At 58.3% G+C, this 16,680-nt stretch carries 19 protein-coding genes; 10 read left to right on the top strand and 9 right to left on the bottom strand.

Going from position 1 to position 16,680, the window contains the following annotated elements:
- The first annotated feature begins 85 nt into the window (after positions 1-85).
- From nlpI to mtr, 4 genes are all read left to right on the top strand, one after another.
- Positions 86-970, top strand: a complete 885-nt coding sequence (gene nlpI, locus N438_RS13240) for a lipoprotein NlpI (RefSeq protein ID WP_002918241.1) — start codon at positions 86-88, stop codon at positions 968-970.
- Positions 971-1,074: 104 nt separating this feature from the next.
- A complete protein-coding gene (gene yrbN / locus N438_RS13235; protein WP_085903200.1) occupies positions 1,075-1,155 on the top strand; it encodes a protein YrbN in 81 nt (26 codons plus the stop codon).
- Complete coding sequence (gene deaD / locus N438_RS13230) at positions 1,148-3,079, top strand: ATP-dependent RNA helicase DeaD (protein WP_012540481.1); 1,932 nt, start codon at positions 1,148-1,150, stop codon at positions 3,077-3,079. The genes yrbN and deaD overlap by 8 nt, the downstream gene beginning before the upstream one ends.
- 143 nt (positions 3,080-3,222) lie before the next feature.
- Entirely contained in the window at positions 3,223-4,467 is a 1,245-nt protein-coding gene (gene mtr / locus N438_RS13225) for a tryptophan permease (protein WP_008806624.1), read from the top strand.
- Positions 4,468-4,511: 44 nt separating this feature from the next.
- Here the strand turns inward: mtr and N438_RS13220 are convergent, their stop codons facing one another.
- The 3 genes from N438_RS13220 to N438_RS13210 all read right to left on the bottom strand — a co-directional run bounded on the left by N438_RS13220 (position 4,512) and on the right by N438_RS13210 (position 7,542).
- Positions 4,512-5,519 (bottom strand): LLM class flavin-dependent oxidoreductase, encoded by a 1,008-nt coding sequence (locus N438_RS13220; RefSeq protein WP_038421844.1) that lies wholly within the window; start codon positions 5,517-5,519, stop codon positions 4,512-4,514.
- Positions 5,520-5,662: 143 nt separating this feature from the next.
- On the bottom strand, positions 5,663-6,541 hold the full coding sequence (locus tag N438_RS13215; protein ID WP_008806623.1) for a U32 family peptidase: 879 nt from the start codon (positions 6,539-6,541) through the stop codon (positions 5,663-5,665).
- Positions 6,542-6,546: 5 nt separating this feature from the next.
- The gene (locus N438_RS13210) at positions 6,547-7,542 is read right to left on the bottom strand and encodes a peptidase U32 family protein (protein WP_004206164.1); all 996 of its coding nucleotides are present in this window, start codon (positions 7,540-7,542) and stop codon (positions 6,547-6,549) included.
- Between the two features lie 221 nt (positions 7,543-7,763).
- Here N438_RS13210 and N438_RS13205 point away from each other — a divergent pair, with 221 nt between their 5' ends.
- Positions 7,764-8,288: an SCP2 domain-containing protein gene (locus N438_RS13205; RefSeq protein ID WP_008806622.1), complete on the top strand. Its 525-nt coding sequence runs from the start codon at positions 7,764-7,766 to the stop codon at positions 8,286-8,288.
- Positions 8,282-8,785 (top strand): N-acetyltransferase, encoded by a 504-nt coding sequence (locus tag N438_RS13200; protein WP_023298265.1) that lies wholly within the window; start codon positions 8,282-8,284, stop codon positions 8,783-8,785. The genes N438_RS13205 and N438_RS13200 overlap by 7 nt, the downstream gene beginning before the upstream one ends.
- On the opposite strand, the gene N438_RS13195 is transcribed toward N438_RS13200, so the two are convergent.
- Positions 8,772-9,062: a GIY-YIG nuclease family protein gene (locus N438_RS13195; protein WP_032737192.1), complete on the bottom strand. Its 291-nt coding sequence runs from the start codon at positions 9,060-9,062 to the stop codon at positions 8,772-8,774. The genes N438_RS13200 and N438_RS13195 overlap by 14 nt on opposite strands.
- 49 nt (positions 9,063-9,111) lie before the next feature.
- Between N438_RS13195 and N438_RS13190 the strand changes: the two genes are divergently transcribed.
- Positions 9,112-9,555, top strand: a complete 444-nt coding sequence (locus tag N438_RS13190) for a YhbP family protein (protein WP_100751457.1) — start codon at positions 9,112-9,114, stop codon at positions 9,553-9,555.
- Here the strand turns inward: N438_RS13190 and N438_RS13185 are convergent.
- Complete coding sequence (locus tag N438_RS13185; RefSeq protein WP_008806618.1) at positions 9,517-10,053, bottom strand: type 1 glutamine amidotransferase domain-containing protein; 537 nt, start codon at positions 10,051-10,053, stop codon at positions 9,517-9,519. The two genes, N438_RS13190 and N438_RS13185, sit on opposite strands and share 39 nt — an antisense overlap.
- A gap of 128 nt (positions 10,054-10,181) precedes the next feature.
- Here N438_RS13185 and N438_RS13180 point away from each other — a divergent pair, with 128 nt between their 5' ends.
- Positions 10,182-10,829: an NAD(P)H-binding protein gene (locus N438_RS13180; RefSeq protein ID WP_100751458.1), complete on the top strand. Its 648-nt coding sequence runs from the start codon at positions 10,182-10,184 to the stop codon at positions 10,827-10,829.
- Between the two features lie 75 nt (positions 10,830-10,904).
- Complete coding sequence (locus N438_RS13175; protein WP_100751459.1) at positions 10,905-11,945, top strand: permease; 1,041 nt, start codon at positions 10,905-10,907, stop codon at positions 11,943-11,945.
- 118 nt (positions 11,946-12,063) lie between these two features.
- On the opposite strand, the gene dolP is transcribed toward N438_RS13175, so the two are convergent.
- Genes dolP through N438_RS13155 form a run of 4 tightly spaced genes read right to left on the bottom strand, consistent with a single transcriptional unit; the run spans position 12,064 to position 15,717 of the window.
- A complete protein-coding gene (gene dolP / locus N438_RS13170; protein ID WP_008806615.1) occupies positions 12,064-12,639 on the bottom strand; it encodes a division/outer membrane stress-associated lipid-binding lipoprotein in 576 nt (191 codons plus the stop codon).
- Between the two features lie 9 nt (positions 12,640-12,648).
- A complete protein-coding gene (gene diaA / locus N438_RS13165; protein WP_004868024.1) occupies positions 12,649-13,239 on the bottom strand; it encodes a DnaA initiator-associating protein DiaA in 591 nt (196 codons plus the stop codon).
- Between the two features lie 25 nt (positions 13,240-13,264).
- Entirely contained in the window at positions 13,265-13,651 is a 387-nt protein-coding gene (locus N438_RS13160) for a YraN family protein (protein ID WP_116696331.1), read from the bottom strand.
- Entirely contained in the window at positions 13,609-15,717 is a 2,109-nt protein-coding gene (locus tag N438_RS13155) for a penicillin-binding protein activator (protein ID WP_022066331.1), read from the bottom strand. Before N438_RS13155 ends, N438_RS13160 begins: the two co-directional genes overlap by 43 nt.
- A gap of 63 nt (positions 15,718-15,780) precedes the next feature.
- On the opposite strand from N438_RS13155, the gene rsmI reads away from it, so the two are divergent.
- Positions 15,781-16,644 carry a 16S rRNA (cytidine(1402)-2'-O)-methyltransferase gene (gene rsmI, locus N438_RS13150; RefSeq protein ID WP_086070667.1) on the top strand — a complete coding sequence of 288 codons (864 nt, stop codon included), beginning with the start codon at positions 15,781-15,783 and terminating at the stop codon, positions 16,642-16,644.
- Positions 16,645-16,680 lie beyond the last annotated feature (36 nt).

Below are 16,680 nucleotides of genomic sequence, written 5' to 3'. Positions count from 1 at the left end.
TGCGGAGGGCGTTTTACGGGCAGGACGCCTCGTTTGCAGCCGGGGAACAGGACGTTCATCCAATCGTTGTCTTCGGGAGTGGGAAATGAAGCCTTTTTTGCGCTGGTGTTTCGTGGCGACAGCTCTCACGCTGGCAGGATGCAGTAGCACCGCCTGGCGTAAGGACGCCGTCCTCGCAGTACCATTGCAACCGACTTTACAGCAAGAAGTGATTCTGGCACGCATGGAACAAATTCTTGCCAGTCGGGCTTTATCCGATGACGAACGCGCACAGCTTTTATATGAGCGCGGAGTGTTGTATGATAGTCTCGGTCTGAGGGCATTAGCGCGAAATGATTTTTCACAAGCGCTGGCAATCCGACCCGATATGCCTGAAGTATTCAATTACTTAGGCATTTACTTAACGCAGGCAGGCAATTTTGATGCTGCCTATGAAGCGTTTGATTCTGTACTTGAGCTTGATCCAACTTACAACTACGCGCACTTGAACCGCGGTATCGCCCTGTATTACGGCGGCCGGGCTAAGTTAGCGCAAGATGATCTGCTGGCGTTTTATCAAGACGATCCCAATGATCCTTTCCGTAGCCTGTGGCTTTATATCGCCGAGCGTAAACTCGACGAGAAGCGGGCGCTTGAAGCACTCAGAGAGCGCTTAAACAAGTCGGACAAAGAGCAATGGGGATGGAACATTGTCGAGTTCTACCTTGGCGACATTAGCGAAAAAGAGCTGATGACTCGTCTGAAGGCAGACGCAACGGATAACACCTCGCTCGCTGAGCATCTCAGTGAAACCAACTTCTATTTAGGTAAGTACTACCTAAGTCTGGGGGACAAGGACAGCGCTACGGCACTGTTCAAACTGGCGGTCGCTAACAACGTACATAACTACGTTGAGCACCGATACGCATTGTTGGAATTATCGCTCTTGGGCCAGGAGCAAGATGACCTGGCAGAATCGGACCAGCAATAGCTGACGAACACATCAGCCCATAGTTTTTTGCTTGCCATCACCTTTGCGGGTGAGGGCGTTGTTGTTCGTTAATACACCTACTTTGAGCCGGTTCACACTTTTCAATGAAAATTACCGTAAATTTTCACGATGAGTTATGTAGACTGGCCGCCATTAATTTTGAGGCACACGTACTACATGGCTGAATTCGAAACCACTTTTGCAGATCTGGGCCTGAAGGCTCCCATCCTTGAAGCGCTTAACGATCTGGGTTACGAAAAACCATCTCCGATCCAGGCTGAGTGCATTCCGCATCTGCTGGACGGCCGCGATGTTCTGGGTATGGCCCAGACCGGTAGCGGTAAAACCGCAGCGTTCTCTTTACCGCTGCTGAACAACATTGATCCTGAGCTGAGAGCACCACAGATTCTGGTGCTGGCGCCGACCCGCGAACTGGCGGTACAGGTTGCTGAAGCAATGACGGAATTCTCTAAACATATGCGCGGCGTAAACGTGGTTGCCCTGTACGGCGGCCAGCGTTATGACGTGCAGCTGCGCGCCCTGCGTCAGGGTCCGCAGATCGTTGTCGGTACCCCGGGTCGTCTGCTGGACCACCTGAAGCGCGGCACGCTGGATCTCTCTAAACTGAGCGGTCTGGTACTGGACGAAGCCGATGAAATGCTGCGCATGGGCTTTATCGAAGACGTAGAAACCATTATGGCGCAGATCCCGGAAGGTCATCAGACCGCGCTGTTCTCTGCCACCATGCCGGAAGCGATTCGTCGCATTACCCGCCGCTTCATGAAAGAGCCGCAGGAAGTGCGCATTCAGTCCAGCGTCACCACGCGCCCGGACATCAGCCAGAGCTACTGGACGGCCTACGGCATGCGTAAAAACGAAGCGCTGGTGCGCTTCCTGGAAGCGGAAGACTTTGATGCGGCGATTATCTTCGTGCGTACCAAAAACGCGACCCTGGAAGTGGCTGAAGCGCTGGAGCGTAGCGGCTATAACAGCGCCGCGCTGAACGGCGATATGAACCAGGCGCTGCGTGAGCAGACGCTGGAGCGTCTGAAAGACGGTCGTCTGGACATTCTGATCGCTACCGACGTTGCGGCCCGTGGTCTGGACGTTGAGCGTATCAGCCTGGTTGTTAACTATGACATCCCGATGGATTCCGAGTCTTACGTTCACCGTATCGGCCGTACCGGTCGTGCGGGTCGTGCTGGCCGCGCACTGCTGTTCGTTGAGAACCGCGAGCGTCGCCTGCTGCGTAACATCGAACGTACGATGAAACTGACGATCCCTGAAGTAGAACTGCCAAACGCAGAACTGCTGGGCAAACGTCGCCTGGAAAAATTCGCGGCTAAAGTTCAGCAGCAGCTGGAAAGCAGCGATCTGGACCAGTACCGTGCGCTGCTGGCGAAAATCCAGCCGACGGCGGAAGGCGAAGAGCTGGACGTGGAAACGCTGGCCGCCGCGCTGCTGAAAATGGCCCAGGGCGAACGTTCTCTGATCGTCCCGCCGGATGCGCCGATGCGTCCTAAGCGTGAGTTCCGCGATCGTGATGACCGTTTCGAGCGTCGTGGCGACCGTAATGACCGCGGCCCGCGTGGCGATCGTGAAGATCGTCCGAAGCGTGAGCGTCGTGATGTTGGCGAGATGGAACTGTACCGCATTGAAGTAGGCCGTGATGACGGCGTTGAAGTTCGTCATATCGTTGGCGCGATCGCTAACGAAGGCGATATCAGCAGCCGTTACATCGGTAACATCAAGCTGTTCGGTTCTCACTCCACCATCGAACTGCCGAAAGGTATGCCGGGCGAAGTACTGCAGCACTTTACTCGCACCCGCATCCTGAACAAACCGATGAACATGCAGCTGATGGGCGATGCGCAGCCGCGCACTGAACGTCGTGGCGGCGGTGAACGTCGTGAAGGCGGTCGTGGTTTCGGCGGTGAGCGTCGTGAAGGCGGCCGTAGCTTCGGTGGCGAACGTCGTGAAGGCGGTCGTGGTGATGGTCGTCGTTTCAGCGGCGAACGTCGTGAAGGCCGTGCGCCGCGTCGTGACGATGCAGCTGCGCCGCGCCGTGATGACTCCGCTGGTCGTCGTCGTTTCGGTGGCGATGCGTAATTAGCGCAACACGCTAGCGTAAAGTAAATAATACAGCCCCGATCGCCATGATTGGGGCTTTTTTTATTTCTTTTGTACTCGTGTACTGGTACAGTGCGTCGCACCCATTGTGGGAAAGTTTTTTTAACTGGAGATTTCGGTAAATGGCGACACTAACCACTACGACCACCCGACCGTCCCTGTTTGGCGGCGTGGTGATTATCGGCGGCACGATTATTGGCGCGGGCATGTTCTCGCTGCCGGTGGTGATGTCCGGCGCGTGGTTCTTCTGGTCGCTGGCGGCGCTGGTTTTTACCTGGTTCTGCATGCTGCACTCCGGACTGATGATCCTGGAAGCCAACCTCAACTACCGGATTGGCTCCAGTTTCGACACCATCACCAAAGACCTGCTCGGCAAGGGCTGGAACCTGGTGAACGGCGTGTCGATCGCCTTTGTGCTGTATATCCTGACCTACGCCTATATTTCGGCGAGCGGTTCTATCCTGCACCATACCTTCAGTGAAATGTCGCTGAACGTACCGGCGCGCGCGGCGGGCTTCGGCTTTGCGCTGCTGGTGGCGTTTATTGTCTGGATGAGCACCAAAGCGGTGAGCCGCATGACGGCTATCGTGCTCGGCGCCAAGGTCATCACCTTCTTCCTGACCTTCGGCAGCCTGCTGGGACACGTCGAACCGACGACGCTGTTTAACGTCGCGGAGAAGAATGCCTCCTATGCGCCCTACCTGCTGATGACGCTGCCGTTCTGCCTGGCCTCGTTTGGCTATCACGGTAACGTGCCGAGCCTGATGAAATATTATGGTAAGGATCCACGCACCATTACCCGCTGTCTGATTTACGGTACGCTGCTGGCGCTGGGTCTGTACGTGGTCTGGCTGCTGGTGACGATGGGCAATATCCCGCGTCCGCAGTTTATCGATATTGCGCAGAAGGGCGGTAACATTGATGTACTGGTACAGGCCCTGAGCGGCGTACTGAATAACCGCGGCCTGGATCTGCTGCTGGTAGTGTTCTCCAACTTTGCCGTCGCGAGTTCGTTCCTCGGCGTGACGCTGGGTCTGTTCGACTATCTGGCGGATCTGTTTGGCTTTGACGATAGCGCGATGGGGCGCTTTAAAACCGCGCTGTTGACCTTTATCCCGCCGATGATTGGCGGGCTGGTGAAACCAGATGGTTTCCTTTACGCCATCGGCTATGCCGGCCTGGCGGCGACGGTATGGGCGGCCATTGTGCCGGCGCTGCTGGCCCGCGCTTCGCGTAAACGCTTCGGCAGCCCACAGTTCCGCGTGTGGGGCGGAAAAGCGATGATTGTGCTGATCCTGCTCTTTGGTCTCGGCAACGCGGTGGTGCACTTCCTGTCGAGCTTTAATCTGCTGCCGGTTTATCAGTAAGGTTAATACCCGGTGGCATAACATCCACCGGGCTGACGTTTGTGTTATCCCAACAGCTCCTCTTTCACCTGCATCGCCAAATCAAACGAATGCAGGCGAGCCTGATGGTCGAAGATCTGGCCGTTGACCATGATTTCATCCGCCTCGGTTTCGCGCAGAATGGACTCTAAGCCGTGGCGGACTTTCGTTTTATCGCCGACCAGCGACATGCTTAACGCCTGCTGCACGCCATACTGCTCGGACGCTGACCACAGCTGATGCATATTTTCCACCGGCGGCGGCAGCTGTCCGGTTTCGCCGCGCCGCAGCTTAACGAACGCCTGCTGCATAGAGGTAAAGAGGAACTCCGCATCGCGGTTGCTGTCGGCGGCGATAATATTGATACACACCATCGCGTACGGTTTTTCCAGCCGCGCCGAAGGTTTGAAATTGCTGCGATACAGATGCAGCGCCTGGAACAGCATATCCGGCGCGAAATGCGAGGCGAAAGCAAACGGCAGGCCGAGCTGCGCCGCCAGCTGGGCGCTGTACAGGCTTGAGCCCAGCAGCCACACCGGAATTCGTTCGCCATAGCCGGGAACCGGACGCACGTGCGGGTTCGGATCGCGGGCGTCAAACCAGTCCACCAGTTCCGCCACGTCGCGCGGGAAGTTATCGACATCGCCGCTCATATGGCGGCGCAGGGCGCGCATGGTCGGCTGATCGCTGCCTGGCGCGCGGCCAAGGCCGAGATCGATACGCCCGGGATAAAGGGTATTCAGGGTGCCGAACTGCTCGGCGATCACCAGCGGTGAGTGGTTGGGCAGCATCACCCCGCCGGAACCGAGATGCAGAGTGGTGGTATTGGCGGCGAGATAGCCTATCAGCACTGAGGTCGCCGCGCTGGCAATGCCGACCATATTATGGTGCTCCGCCAGCCAGTAGCGGTGATAGCCGCGCGATTCGGCCAGCCTGGCGAGATCCAGAGAGTGGGTAAAGGCTTCTTTGGCAGAAGAGCCTTGCGGGATCGGCGCCAGGTCGAGCACCGAGAACGAAACAGATTTGTCAGTCATAAAGGCTCACTTTGCTACAGCATCGTCATCAGATTGAAGGTCTTCTTCCAGCCTGGCGCATCCTGGACGCGCCAGCCAGAAAAGCTGCATCTTTAATAATGCATTAAAATCTGAGCACTGTTGTTAACAAAGTGAGCGGTTTATCAGGCTTGCAGCACCAGACCGGGCAGCCGTTTCCAGTAGCCGTTGCAATCACTATTGCTGGTAAGATCCAGTGGCGCAGCACCGTTTTCGTTGGCGCGGAAGGCCTCGAGCATAGCGAAGGTTTCGTTGCCCATCGGCGACAGGCGCACCATATCCACCAGGCCGTGCATCGAGGTTAACTCGTTGCCAAGGTTATAGACGTAGCCGCTCATCGTCTGGATACCGTTGAGCACGAACACCTGCTGGTTCTCCTGCGACAGCATGCTGCGTCCGGTCGGGTACTTGATGCAGCAGGTTTCGCATTCGTCCTTTGGCCGGTCTTCCGAGCGGGCGGTAAAGCAGCGCGCGGAATAGGCCAGCGGCAGATGGCCGTAGCTCAGCACTTCCACTTCAAACTGGTTGCGAATACCCAGCTCTTCGCACTGGGTCAGTAAATTTGCCAGCCAGTCGCGGGAAAGCTCTACCGGCATGCACCAACGCATCATGCCTTGTTTCAGCAGCAGGCGCAGAGTGACGGCGTTATAGCAGTTCAGCGCATGCCCGGCGACGAACGGCAGCTTGCGTTCGGCGCAGAGGTTCACCACGCCAAGGTCGCTGGCCTCAATCAGGAACTCGCCGTTAGCGACATAGCGCTTCAGTTCGCCCAGTTCGGAGGAGGCCTGCACCAGCGCGAGGGTAGACAGCACCACCTGTTTGCCGCTACCGGCCAGCGCTTTTGCCATCTCGATCCAGTCGCCAACTTTGGTGGCGCGGCGTTTGCTGCACACGGCTTCGCCGAGATAAATGGTGTCGGCGCTGCTGTTTGCCGCCTGCTGGTAAAAATCTTCCAGCGTCTCTTTTGGCCAGTAGTACAGCACCGGCCCTAATGAATATTTCATGTTTCTCACTGCCATTTACGGTGATAGGCGCCAAGGGTGGTTTGCGTCCCTTCGGACATCGAACCAAGGGTTTCCATCCAGGCGGATTGCGGCACAAAATTCTGCGGATCGGCTTTGCAGCGGTCGATCGCCTGGCGCCAGACTTTCGCCACCTGGGTGACGTACGCCGGGCTGCGCTGACGGCCTTCGATTTTCACCGAGGCGATATTGGCGGCCATCAATTCCGGCAACAGCTCCAGGGTGTTGAGGCTGGTGGGTTCTTCCAGCGCGTGATAGCGCTCGCCATCGACCAGATAGCGGCCTTTGCACAGCGTCGGATAGCCGGCGTTTTCGCCATCCTGATAGCGGTCGATCAGCACCTCATTAAGGCGAGATTCCAGCCCCTGCGGCGTTTGCTGCCAACGTACGAAGCGGGCAGGTGAACAGGCGCCGACGGTATTCGGCGATTCGCCGGTCAGGTAGGAAGAGAGATAGCAGCGGCCTTCCGCCATGATGCACAGGCTACCGAAGGCGAAGACTTCCAGCGGCACCGGCGTGGCACGGGCCAACTGCTTCACCTGGTGAATAGATAACACTCGTGGTAGTACGACGCGTGCCACGTCAAAGTTGCGATGATAGAAGCGAATGGCCTCTTCATTGGTGGCGGAAGCCTGCACCGAAACGTGACGCTCAATGTGTGGATAACGCTCCGCGGCATACTCCAGCATGGCGATATCGGCCAGGATCAGCGCATCGGCGCCCAGCTGGGCGGCCATGTCCACCGCGCGCTGCCAGCGGGCGTAGCCGTCGGGATGGGCGAAGGTGTTGATCGCAATATGTAGCTTACGACGGTGCTGATGCACAAAGCTGACGGCTTCCTGCAGTTTCTTTTCGGTGAAATTAAGGCCGGCAAAGTGGCGGGCGTTGGTGTCATCTTTCAGCCCGATATAGACGGCATCGGCGCCGTTTTCGATGGCCGCCTTAAGCGCCGGAAGGTTACCGGCTGGGCAGAGCAGCTCCATAATTTTTCCTGAAAAATGCGGCCCGTCAGGGACGCTGAATGGTTAACGAGCAGGGATTTTAGTTAACCTTCTGGTGACAATTTTTGATTTGAGGCAGTTAAAAGTGTATTGGTGGCGCCAATAACTGGCGGCCGTCATCGCGTTTTTGTTGATTTACGCCGCTATGTTGTTTATGTGATATGGCACAATAGCGGAACAATTGCATTCATGGAGTAAAGCTTGTGTTGGATAAACTGCGTTCCCGGCTGGTCCACTTTGGCCCGTCTTTACTGAGCGTGCCGGTTAAGCTGGCGCCTTTTGCCCTCAAGCGCCAGGTGCTGGAGCAGGTGCTAAGCTGGCAGTTCCGTCAGGCGCTGGCAGAGGGAGAACTGGAGTTTCTCGAGGGGCGCTGGTTAAGTATTCATGTGCGTGACATCGGTCTGCTGTGGTATACCTCGGTAGTCGATGGTCGCCTGGTGGTCAGCCAGCAGGCCGACGCCGACGTCAGCTTCAGCGCCGACGCCAGCGATCTGTTAATGATTGCCGCGCGCAAGCAGGATCCGGATACGCTATTCTTCCAGCGTCGTCTGGTGATTGAAGGCGATACGGAGCTGGGGCTGTACGTAAAAAATTTGATGGACGCCATTGAGCTCGAGCAGATGCCAAAAGCGCTGCGCGTGATGTTGCTGCAACTGGCGGATTTTGTCGAAGCTGGACTGAAGAGCCCGCAGAAACCTGAACAGACATCGGTAGGTGAGGCATGCTGATTCGAGTGGAGATTGGGATTGATGCACCGGGAATCGACGCGCTGCTGCGTCGTACCTTCGGCCGCGATGCCGAAGCGCAGCTGGTGCACGATCTGCGTGAAGATGGACTGATCACGCTGGGGGTGGTGGCAACGGATGATGAAGGCCAGGTGATCGGCTACGTTGCCTTCAGCCCGGTTGCAGTGGAAGGTGAAGAGCTGCAGTGGGTCGGTCTGGCGCCGTTGGCGGTGGATGAACACTATCGTGGACAGGGCATTGGCCGGCAACTGGTCTATGAAGGGCTGGATTCGCTGAATGAGTTCGGCTATGCCGCGGTGGTGACGCTGGGCGACCCGGATTTATACCGTCGCTTCGGTTTTGAGCCGGCCGCGCGCTTCGATCTCCGCTGCCGCTGGCCGGACAGCGCGGAGGCGTTCCAGGTTCACCGTCTGGCGGATGACGCTCTCGAAGGCGTCCACGGCCAGGTAGAATACAGCGACCATTTTAATCATCTTTGAGCCTCTCCAGCAGGGTATCGAAGGCATCCTCTCCGGCAACGAGGCGCTCTTTTTCGCGCTTCGTTAGCTGCTTAACGCGATATTCCAGTCGCAATGCAAGTGAGTGTTCACCAACCTCGTGGCTAAAGGCCAGCAGCAGGTCGCCTTTACCGCGCAACGCCTTCGCGCCTTTTCCCGCCTGATGCTGGCGAAAGCGGCGCGGCACATCGGTGGTGATGCCGGTATAAAGGCGATTATCCGCGGTTCGAATGAGATACAGAAACCAGCACACGGTCATAAAGTCACTATGGTAAGGTGTGTGCACCATAGCATAATGGAGAAGAAAGATGGAAACCCTTGCTGCCATTGGTCACTGGCTGAGTAAGCAGCACGTCGTCACCTGGTGCGTCTCCCGCGACGACGAGCTGTGGTGTGCGAATGCCTTTTACGTCTATGACCCGGATACCGTGGCCTTTTATCTGCTCAGCGATGAGCACACCCGCCACGGTCAGATGACCGGCGAACGGGCGAAAGTGGCCGGTACGGTTAATGGCCAGCCAAAAACCGTAGCCCTGATCCGCGGCGTGCAGTTCAAAGGCGAGATCCGTCGTCTGAGCGGTGACGAAGAGGCGCGGATGCGCCAGCGCTACGTCAAGCGCTTTCCGGTGGCCCGCATGCTGTCGGCGCCGGTATGGGAGATTCGTCCGGACGAAATCAAGTTTACCGATAACACGCTGGGCTTCGGGAAAAAGTTACACTGGCGGCGTGATGCCGGCGCCGAGCAGGCGTAGCGCTTCACGATTGAAGGCCGGCAGATCGTCCGGCGTTCTGCTGGTGACCAGCTGTTCGTTATCGACCACCACCTCCTGGTCGTAAAACTCGCCCCCAGCGTTTTTCACATCCACCACGATAGGCTTCACCGCCGTGAGCTTACGCCCGCGGATCACATCGGCGCTGATCAGCAGCTGCGGGCCGTGGCAGATGGCGAAGACCGGCTTCCCGCCGTTGACGAAATCGCGGGTAAAGGTGACGAAGCGTTCATCCCCGCGCAACTGATCAGGGGAATAGCCCCCGGGCAGCAGCAAGGCATCAAATTCGCCCGGTGTGACGTCATCAATGGCTCTGTCGATGGCCACCTCCGCTTCTCCCTGTTTACCCTTCACCGTCTTGCCAGCCTGCTTTTCGATCGTGACGACCTGATGCCCGGCGAGCTTGAACGCGTCGGCGGGAGAGGTAAATTCAGAATCTTCAAAGTCGTCGGTAATGAGCACGGCTATCTTTTTACTCATGCTTCCTCCGCTATCTGGATGGTCAATGAGGTAATTCCATGATGATGGTGGATACTTACCTTGTAAGGTATTAAGCCTGGAACATGAGCCCGAAAGTGCAAGGCGGAGAATTCTGTAAAGGAGAATCAATGAGTCAGGTATTATTAACCGGTGCGACCGGGTTAGTTGGCGGTCACTTACTCCGGCTGCTGCAGAATGAGCCGAGCATCAGCTCCATCGCCGCCCCGACGCGTCGCCCGCTGGCGCCAGCGGAAGGTGTCTTTAATCCTCACGATCCCCAGCTGACCGATGCCCTGGCGCAGGTGGTCGACCCGGTCGATATCGTCTTCTGTTGCCTGGGGACGACGCGTCGGGAAGCGGGAAGCAAAGAGGCCTTTGTCCATGCTGACTACACGCTGGTGGTTGATACCGCGCTGACCGGCAAACGACTTGGTGCGCAACATATGCTGGTGGTTAGCGCGATGGGCGCCAATGCCCACTCGCCGTTTTTCTACAATCGGGTGAAGGGGGAAATGGAGGCGGCGTTGATTGAACAGGCCTGGCCGCGGCTGACCATCGCCCGGCCGTCGATGCTGTCAGGCGAGCGGGAAAAAAAACGGGCCAATGAGACTTTCCTCGAACCGCTGTTCCGGCTGCTGCCAGGAAACTGGAAAGCGATTCCGGCCCGTGACGTGGCGATTGCCCTGCTGGCGGAGGCGCTGTCGCCCTCCCAGGAAGGCGTGCAAATTCTGACGTCATCCCAGCTGCGGGAGCGCGCCGCGCAGCAGGCTGAATAGCGTTTTGCAAACGCAAATATCCGGCGTACTATTCACGGCTTCAATTCATATCCACATTTCTTGCTGGGGAATGCTATGACTGGTCAGTCTTCATCTCAGGCGGCGTCACCGTTTCAATGGTGGAAACCCGCGCTTTTCTTTCTCGTCGTGATTGTCGGCCTGTGGTTCGTCAAATGGCAGCCCTATTACGGGAAAGCCTTCACCGCCGCGGAAACCCACAGTATCGGTAAATCCATTCTCGCCCAGGCCGACGCCAATCCGCTGAAAGCCGCGTGGGACTATGCGATGGTTTACTTCCTCGCCGTCTGGAAAGCGGCAGTGCTCGGCGTGCTGCTCGGGTCGCTGATTCAGGTGCTCATCCCGCGCGATTGGCTGCTGCGCACCCTGGGACAATCGCGTTTTCAGGGCACGCTGCTGGGGGCGATTTTTTCACTGCCTGGCATGATGTGCACCTGCTGCGCCGCGCCGGTCGCGGCTGGCATGCGTAAACAACAGGTGTCGATGGGCGGGGCGCTGGCGTTCTGGATGGGTAACCCGCTGCTCAACCCGGCGACACTGGTGTTTATGGGCTTTGTCCTGGGCTGGCAGTTTGCGCTGGTTCGCCTGGTCGCTGGCCTGGCGACGGTGCTGATTGTTGCGACCCTGGTGCAGAAATGGGTGAAAGAGGCGGCGACGCAGCCGGTAGCGGTGCCTGCTGCACCATCTGAAGCGGCCAGAGACAGCTTCTTTAGCCGCTGGCTGCGGGCGCTGTGGACCCTGTTCTGGAACACGATCCCGGTTTATATCCTCGCGGTACTGGCGCTGGGAGCGGCGCGGGTCTGGCTGTTCCCGCACGCCGATGGCGCGGTGGATAACACGTTGTTCTGGGTCATCGCGATGGCGATCGCCGGCTGCCTGTTTGTGATCCCTACCGCGGCGGAAATTCCGATTGTGCAGACGATGATGCTGGCTGGCATGGGGACGGCGCCAGCCCTGGCGCTGCTCATCACTCTGCCGGCGGTGAGCGTGCCGTCGCTGATTATGCTGCGCAAAGCCTTCCCGGCCAAAGCGCTGTGGCTGACGGGCGGACTGGTGGCGCTTTGCGGGGCGATTGTCGGTGCGCTGGCGCTGGTGTAGTTTGCCGTAAACGTATGGATAGCCGGATTGGCTGGCGGGCGGCTACGCCTTACCCGGCACCCAACGCATAGGGGACGGTAGCCCGGCTAAGCGCAGCGCCAGCCGGGAGACTGCAGGTTTATTTGATGTAGGTAAAGGCGGTAGTCACCCGGGACACGCCGCTCACCCGGCTGGCAATATCCGCGGCAGCCCGGCCTTCGCGCTCGGTCACCAGCCCCATCAGGAAGACTTCGCTGTTTTCCGTGGTCACCTTCACGTTCGAGGATTTGACCTGATCGGTGCTCAGCAGCTGCGAACGCACCTTGGTGGTAATCCAGGTATCAGACGAGGCGGTCCCTAAACCAATCGGCTGGCCCTGGCGCACTTCATTAAACACTTCCGTGGTCCCTTCCACGCCCATGGCGATTTGCTTGGCGCGGGCGGAGAGGTCCGGCGTCGGCGACTGGCCGGTCAGCAGGACTTTGCCCTGATAAGCCGTGACGTTGATGCGGGCCTGTTTCTTAATCTGTTCATCTTTCGACAAGGCGCTATTGACGCGCAGTTCCAGGGTGCTGTCATCGACCTGGGTTCCCACCGTACGCGGGTCCGTTGCGGCTTTAGTGCCGACAGCTGCCGTTCCGACTACCGCGGCGGCAACGCAGCCCTGCAGCAATAGTGCAGAAAGCAGGATGGCGAGGGGCGAGAGAGCCTTCATGTGTTCTCCTTAATCGTCCTGGTGTGGAAAAAGGGTGTTATCTATCAAATCGCACAGACAGTTGACGGTTAGCATATGCATCTCCTGAATACGCGCGCTGCGATGCGAGGGGATGCGGATTTCGACATCCTGCTGACCTAAGAGGCCAGCCAGCTCACCGCCGTCATAGCCGGTTAACGCGACGATAGTCATGTCGCGAGTCACGGCGGCTTCCACCGCTTTGACGATATCCCGGCTGTTACCGCGCGTAGAGATCGCCAGCAGCACATCGCCGGCGTGTCCCAGAGCGCGCACCTGCTTGGCGTAGATCTCGTCATGCAGGCGATCGTTGGCGATGGCGGTTAAGACCACATTATCGGTATTAAGTGCAATGGCGGGTAAACCAGGGCGTTCCGTTTCAAAACGATTAATCATGCTGGCAGCAAAATGCTGTGCGTTGGCGGCGGAGGTGCCATTACCACAACAGAGGATTTTGTTGCCGTTGAGCAGGGACTGCACGAGCGTCAACGCCGCCCGGGAGATGGCGTCCGGGAGTGCTTCCGCTGCGGCAATTTGGGTTTGAATGCTTTCGGTAAAGCAGGCTTTGATTCTGTCGAGCACGGGATCCCTTACTTCTGGTATTACGCTATTCGCCAAAGGCGTTTTTTAGCCATTGGATGTCGTTTCCGGTGAAGGCTACCACATCGAAACGGCAATCCACAGTCTCAAAGCTCCCATTCTGTCGGCAGAGCCACAAACGGGCGGCTTTAAGCAGTCGTTGTTGTTTTTGCGGGGTGACGCTGGCCGCCGCGTCACCGTACCGGGCGCTACGGCGGTAGCGCACCTCGACAAAAACGGTGACGGCGCCGTCGCGCATGATGAGGTCAATTTCGCCGCCACGCTCGCGGGCATTGGCGGCGATAAAACGCAGGCCCTGGCCTTCCAGCCAGCGGCGAGCCAGGTTTTCCCAGGCATCGCCAGTCTGTTTGCTTAGCTGGCCGGAACGATTTTTCCCTGCTGGTACTTGAGCCATGACAGTTTCCTGTTAATCACGCAGTCCTGGGTGGCCGTCAGATCGCCGGTATTGCCGTTCAGCTCGAAGCCCGGCGTTTGGCGCATTTGCGTGAAGTGGTTCGCCAGTGACCAGGCGTCAGCTCCCATGGCATACAGGCGCGCCAGCGAGTAGTCATTACGTACAGCGGACAGCGCCTGCTGCATCAGCGCCGGGTTGCTGCCGGCCAGCATCGGGATCTCACTATACTGCAGCCCTTCCATCTCCAGACGGAAATCCGGCCCTGCGGTGCCCTGGGCGCTGCGCGAGCTGGCGTACAGGGTGACATTGTTTTGACTGCCGTTGCGCATGGCGATCATGGGTTTGATATAGGCAATCTGTTCCGGGGTGGCGAGGATATAGGCGGCGTCCACGCTGCCGCCGCTGCTCACCGGCATCTCATCCGCACTGCCGAGGGAACTGTTCTGGGCCGAAGGCAGGGTGGAGACCGGGGTGCCGGTCAGCGCAATGCCCCCTCCGCCGTTGACGCCGGCGCGCAGCTCGGCCGTGGATCCAAAACGCTGCTGCAGGACGCTGGCGCCGCCCAGCTTCAGCCATTCGTCGGCAAACGCGCTAACCACGCGATCGCCCAGCGCACCGCGCGGAACCAACAGCAGTGGCGTCTGCTTGCCCTGTTGGTGGATATGTCGGGCCGCGTCACGCGCTTCGTCTTCCGGGGAAAGCGCGAAATAGCAGAGGTTAGCGCGGCTTTCGACTTTCTCCGGCTGGTTGAGGGCCAGTACATTGAGTGGCGTGTTGCTCTTAATCACATCATCTACGTTCTCTTTCAGCAGCGGCCCGACGACTAAAGTGGCGCCATCCTGCTGAGCCTGGGCAAGCAACTGACTGATGGGCTGGCTGGTGGTGTCGTAAATTTTCAGTTCCGCAGAGGGGTTGGCGGCGCTGGCGACTGCGGGCTGAGGCTGTGCGGTCGGGGCGGTGACCGGCTGAGTGACCGGGGAAGCGGTGGTCTGCGGCGTGGCGGACGCTGCCGGCGCCTGGGCTGTAGGTTCCGCGGCAGGCGCCGCCTGGTCTTGTGCCGGGGCTTGCACCGGTTCAGCGCGGCTTCCGGTGGCGGTTAGATCGCTGACTTCTGCCTGCGACGGACTCACTACATCATCATTACCGGAGACATTCGCCGCTTGGGCAACCTGCGCGGGAACCGCGCTACCCGTCACCGACGGCGCACCATTTTTGGCGGCTTCAAAGCCCTGCTGGATAGTGCGGCCGAAGATCGACGCCTGACCGTTCAGCGGCAGAAAAAGCGCAATCTTGTTGGTGGACGCAGGCTTATAGTTTTGCATGTTCACCAGCGCCGTCGGCAGCATTTTGGCGCCCGGATTTTGCGGATAGCGCGTCTGCCAGTCTTTAACGCCTGCTTTCAGCAGCGTCGGATCGTTGCGGTTGTCAAACCACATCCGCTGCAGATCCAGCCAGCCCTGGAGGGTATTTTCATCGGCGTTGATCACCAGCGCATTGGCCTGGTCCTGGGGCATCGAGGTGAGCGCTTGCCACGTCGCATCAATATTTTTCTGACGCTGTTTCGCGTCACTCAGCAGCGGCTGCTGGGCGATTAAGGCGCGCAGCAGGGTCAGCGATGGTTTGCCCTGGCTGGCATCGATTTGCGCCTGCCAGTAGCGCGCCTGCTGGGGTTGATCCAGGCTTGTCGGGTCGAGCTTTGCCAGCAGAGTACGAGCGCCCTGATAGTCGTTTTGCGCCAGCTTCATTTCCACCGCCAGCAGCGACTGTTCACGGGCCTGGGTGCTGTTCAGGTTCGACGGCAGCTGGTTGTACAGGTCGATGGCCTGCTGCTTCTTCCCTTCCTGCAGCAGTGCACGAATGGCGAGTAATTGCCAGTTGGTCTTGCTATCATTCGTGCTTTGCTGCATCTGCTGTAGGTAGAAACTGGAGTTGGCCTGCGATGTACCCTGCATAAACGCCGTGCTTTGATCCTGCGTGTGGGTGCCGCAGCCAGCAAAAAGAAGCGTCGCCAGCAATACGGGCAGACAGCGCGCGGGCTTAGAACGAAGAAATGTTGACGGTACCATAAGTGTCCAGTGATATTTTTTTGGCTCAATGCTCAATATTAAATCGGCAATACGGACGAGACAATGAAACAACACGAATCAGCGGATAATTCTCAGGGGCAGCTCTATATTGTGCCCACTCCGATAGGGAATCTGTCTGATATCACGCAGCGCGCACTGGAAGTGTTGCAAGCTGTTGATTTAATTGCTGCGGAAGATACCCGCCACACCGGTTTGCTGCTGCAACATTTTGCGATTAACGCCCGCTTATTTGCGCTTCACGACCATAACGAGCAGCAAAAGGCGGAAACACTTCTCGCTAAACTGAAAGAAGGGCAAAACATCGCGCTGGTCTCCGATGCCGGCACGCCGCTGATTAACGACCCTGGCTATCATCTGGTGCGCACCTGCCGCGAAGCGAATATTCGCGTGGTGCCGCTGCCGGGTCCCTGTGCGGCCATCGCCGCCCTGAGCGCCGCCGGTCTGCCTTCCGACCGTTTCTGCTATGAAGGCTTCCTGCCGGCGAAATCGAAAGGCCGCCGCGATACCCTGAAGGCGCTGGAAGAAGAACCGCGCACTCTCATCTTCTATGAGTCAACGCACCGTCTGGTGGAGAGTCTGGAAGATATCTGCACGGTACTGGGAGAATCCCGCTACGTGGTGCTGGCCCGCGAGCTGACCAAAACCTGGGAGTCTATCCACGGCGCGCCGATCGGCGAGCTGGTGGCGTGGGTGAAGGAAGACGAAAACCGCCGCAAAGGCGAGATGGTGTTGATTGTCGAAGGCTTTAAGGCCCAGGAAGAGGCGCTGCCGGCAGCCGCGCTGCGTACCCTGGCGCTGCTGCAAGCGGAGCTGCCGCTGAAGAAAGCCGCTGCGCTGGCCGCGGAGATCCACGGCGTAAAGAAAAATGCGTTGTATAAGTACGCCCTAGAGCAGCAGGGGGAGTAAGCGATGAGCCGTTACCAACCGCCGTTTAGCATCACA

This window comes from Klebsiella sp. GL120222-02 (genome assembly GCF_003097195.1).
Taxonomy (GTDB): domain Bacteria; phylum Pseudomonadota; class Gammaproteobacteria; order Enterobacterales; family Enterobacteriaceae; genus Klebsiella; species Klebsiella variicola.
Note: the sequence above shows the minus strand (reverse complement) of the source record. Positions and strands in the feature narration are given on the sequence as shown.

Coding starts and splice junctions, on each gene's coding strand:
- N438_RS13200 (WP_023298265.1), top strand. CDS start 8,282: ATGCTGATTCGAGTGGAGATTGGGATTGATGCACCGGGAATCGACGCG.
- N438_RS13180 (WP_100751458.1), top strand. CDS start 10,182: ATGAGTCAGGTATTATTAACCGGTGCGACCGGGTTAGTTGGCGGTCAC.
- N438_RS13175 (WP_100751459.1), top strand. CDS start 10,905: ATGACTGGTCAGTCTTCATCTCAGGCGGCGTCACCGTTTCAATGGTGG.
- deaD (WP_012540481.1), top strand. CDS start 1,148: ATGGCTGAATTCGAAACCACTTTTGCAGATCTGGGCCTGAAGGCTCCC.
- N438_RS13185 (WP_008806618.1), bottom strand. CDS start 10,053: ATGAGTAAAAAGATAGCCGTGCTCATTACCGACGACTTTGAAGATTCT.
- dolP (WP_008806615.1), bottom strand. CDS start 12,639: ATGAAGGCTCTCTCGCCCCTCGCCATCCTGCTTTCTGCACTATTGCTG.
- N438_RS13160 (WP_116696331.1), bottom strand. CDS start 13,651: ATGGCTCAAGTACCAGCAGGGAAAAATCGTTCCGGCCAGCTAAGCAAA.
- N438_RS13215 (WP_008806623.1), bottom strand. CDS start 6,541: ATGAAATATTCATTAGGGCCGGTGCTGTACTACTGGCCAAAAGAGACG.
- yrbN (WP_085903200.1), top strand. CDS start 1,075: ATGAAAATTACCGTAAATTTTCACGATGAGTTATGTAGACTGGCCGCC.
- rsmI (WP_086070667.1), top strand. CDS start 15,781: ATGAAACAACACGAATCAGCGGATAATTCTCAGGGGCAGCTCTATATT.
- N438_RS13155 (WP_022066331.1), bottom strand. CDS start 15,717: ATGGTACCGTCAACATTTCTTCGTTCTAAGCCCGCGCGCTGTCTGCCC.
- mtr (WP_008806624.1), top strand. CDS start 3,223: ATGGCGACACTAACCACTACGACCACCCGACCGTCCCTGTTTGGCGGC.
- nlpI (WP_002918241.1), top strand. CDS start 86: ATGAAGCCTTTTTTGCGCTGGTGTTTCGTGGCGACAGCTCTCACGCTG.
- N438_RS13220 (WP_038421844.1), bottom strand. CDS start 5,519: ATGACTGACAAATCTGTTTCGTTCTCGGTGCTCGACCTGGCGCCGATC.
- N438_RS13210 (WP_004206164.1), bottom strand. CDS start 7,542: ATGGAGCTGCTCTGCCCAGCCGGTAACCTTCCGGCGCTTAAGGCGGCC.
- N438_RS13190 (WP_100751457.1), top strand. CDS start 9,112: ATGGAAACCCTTGCTGCCATTGGTCACTGGCTGAGTAAGCAGCACGTC.
- N438_RS13195 (WP_032737192.1), bottom strand. CDS start 9,062: ATGACCGTGTGCTGGTTTCTGTATCTCATTCGAACCGCGGATAATCGC.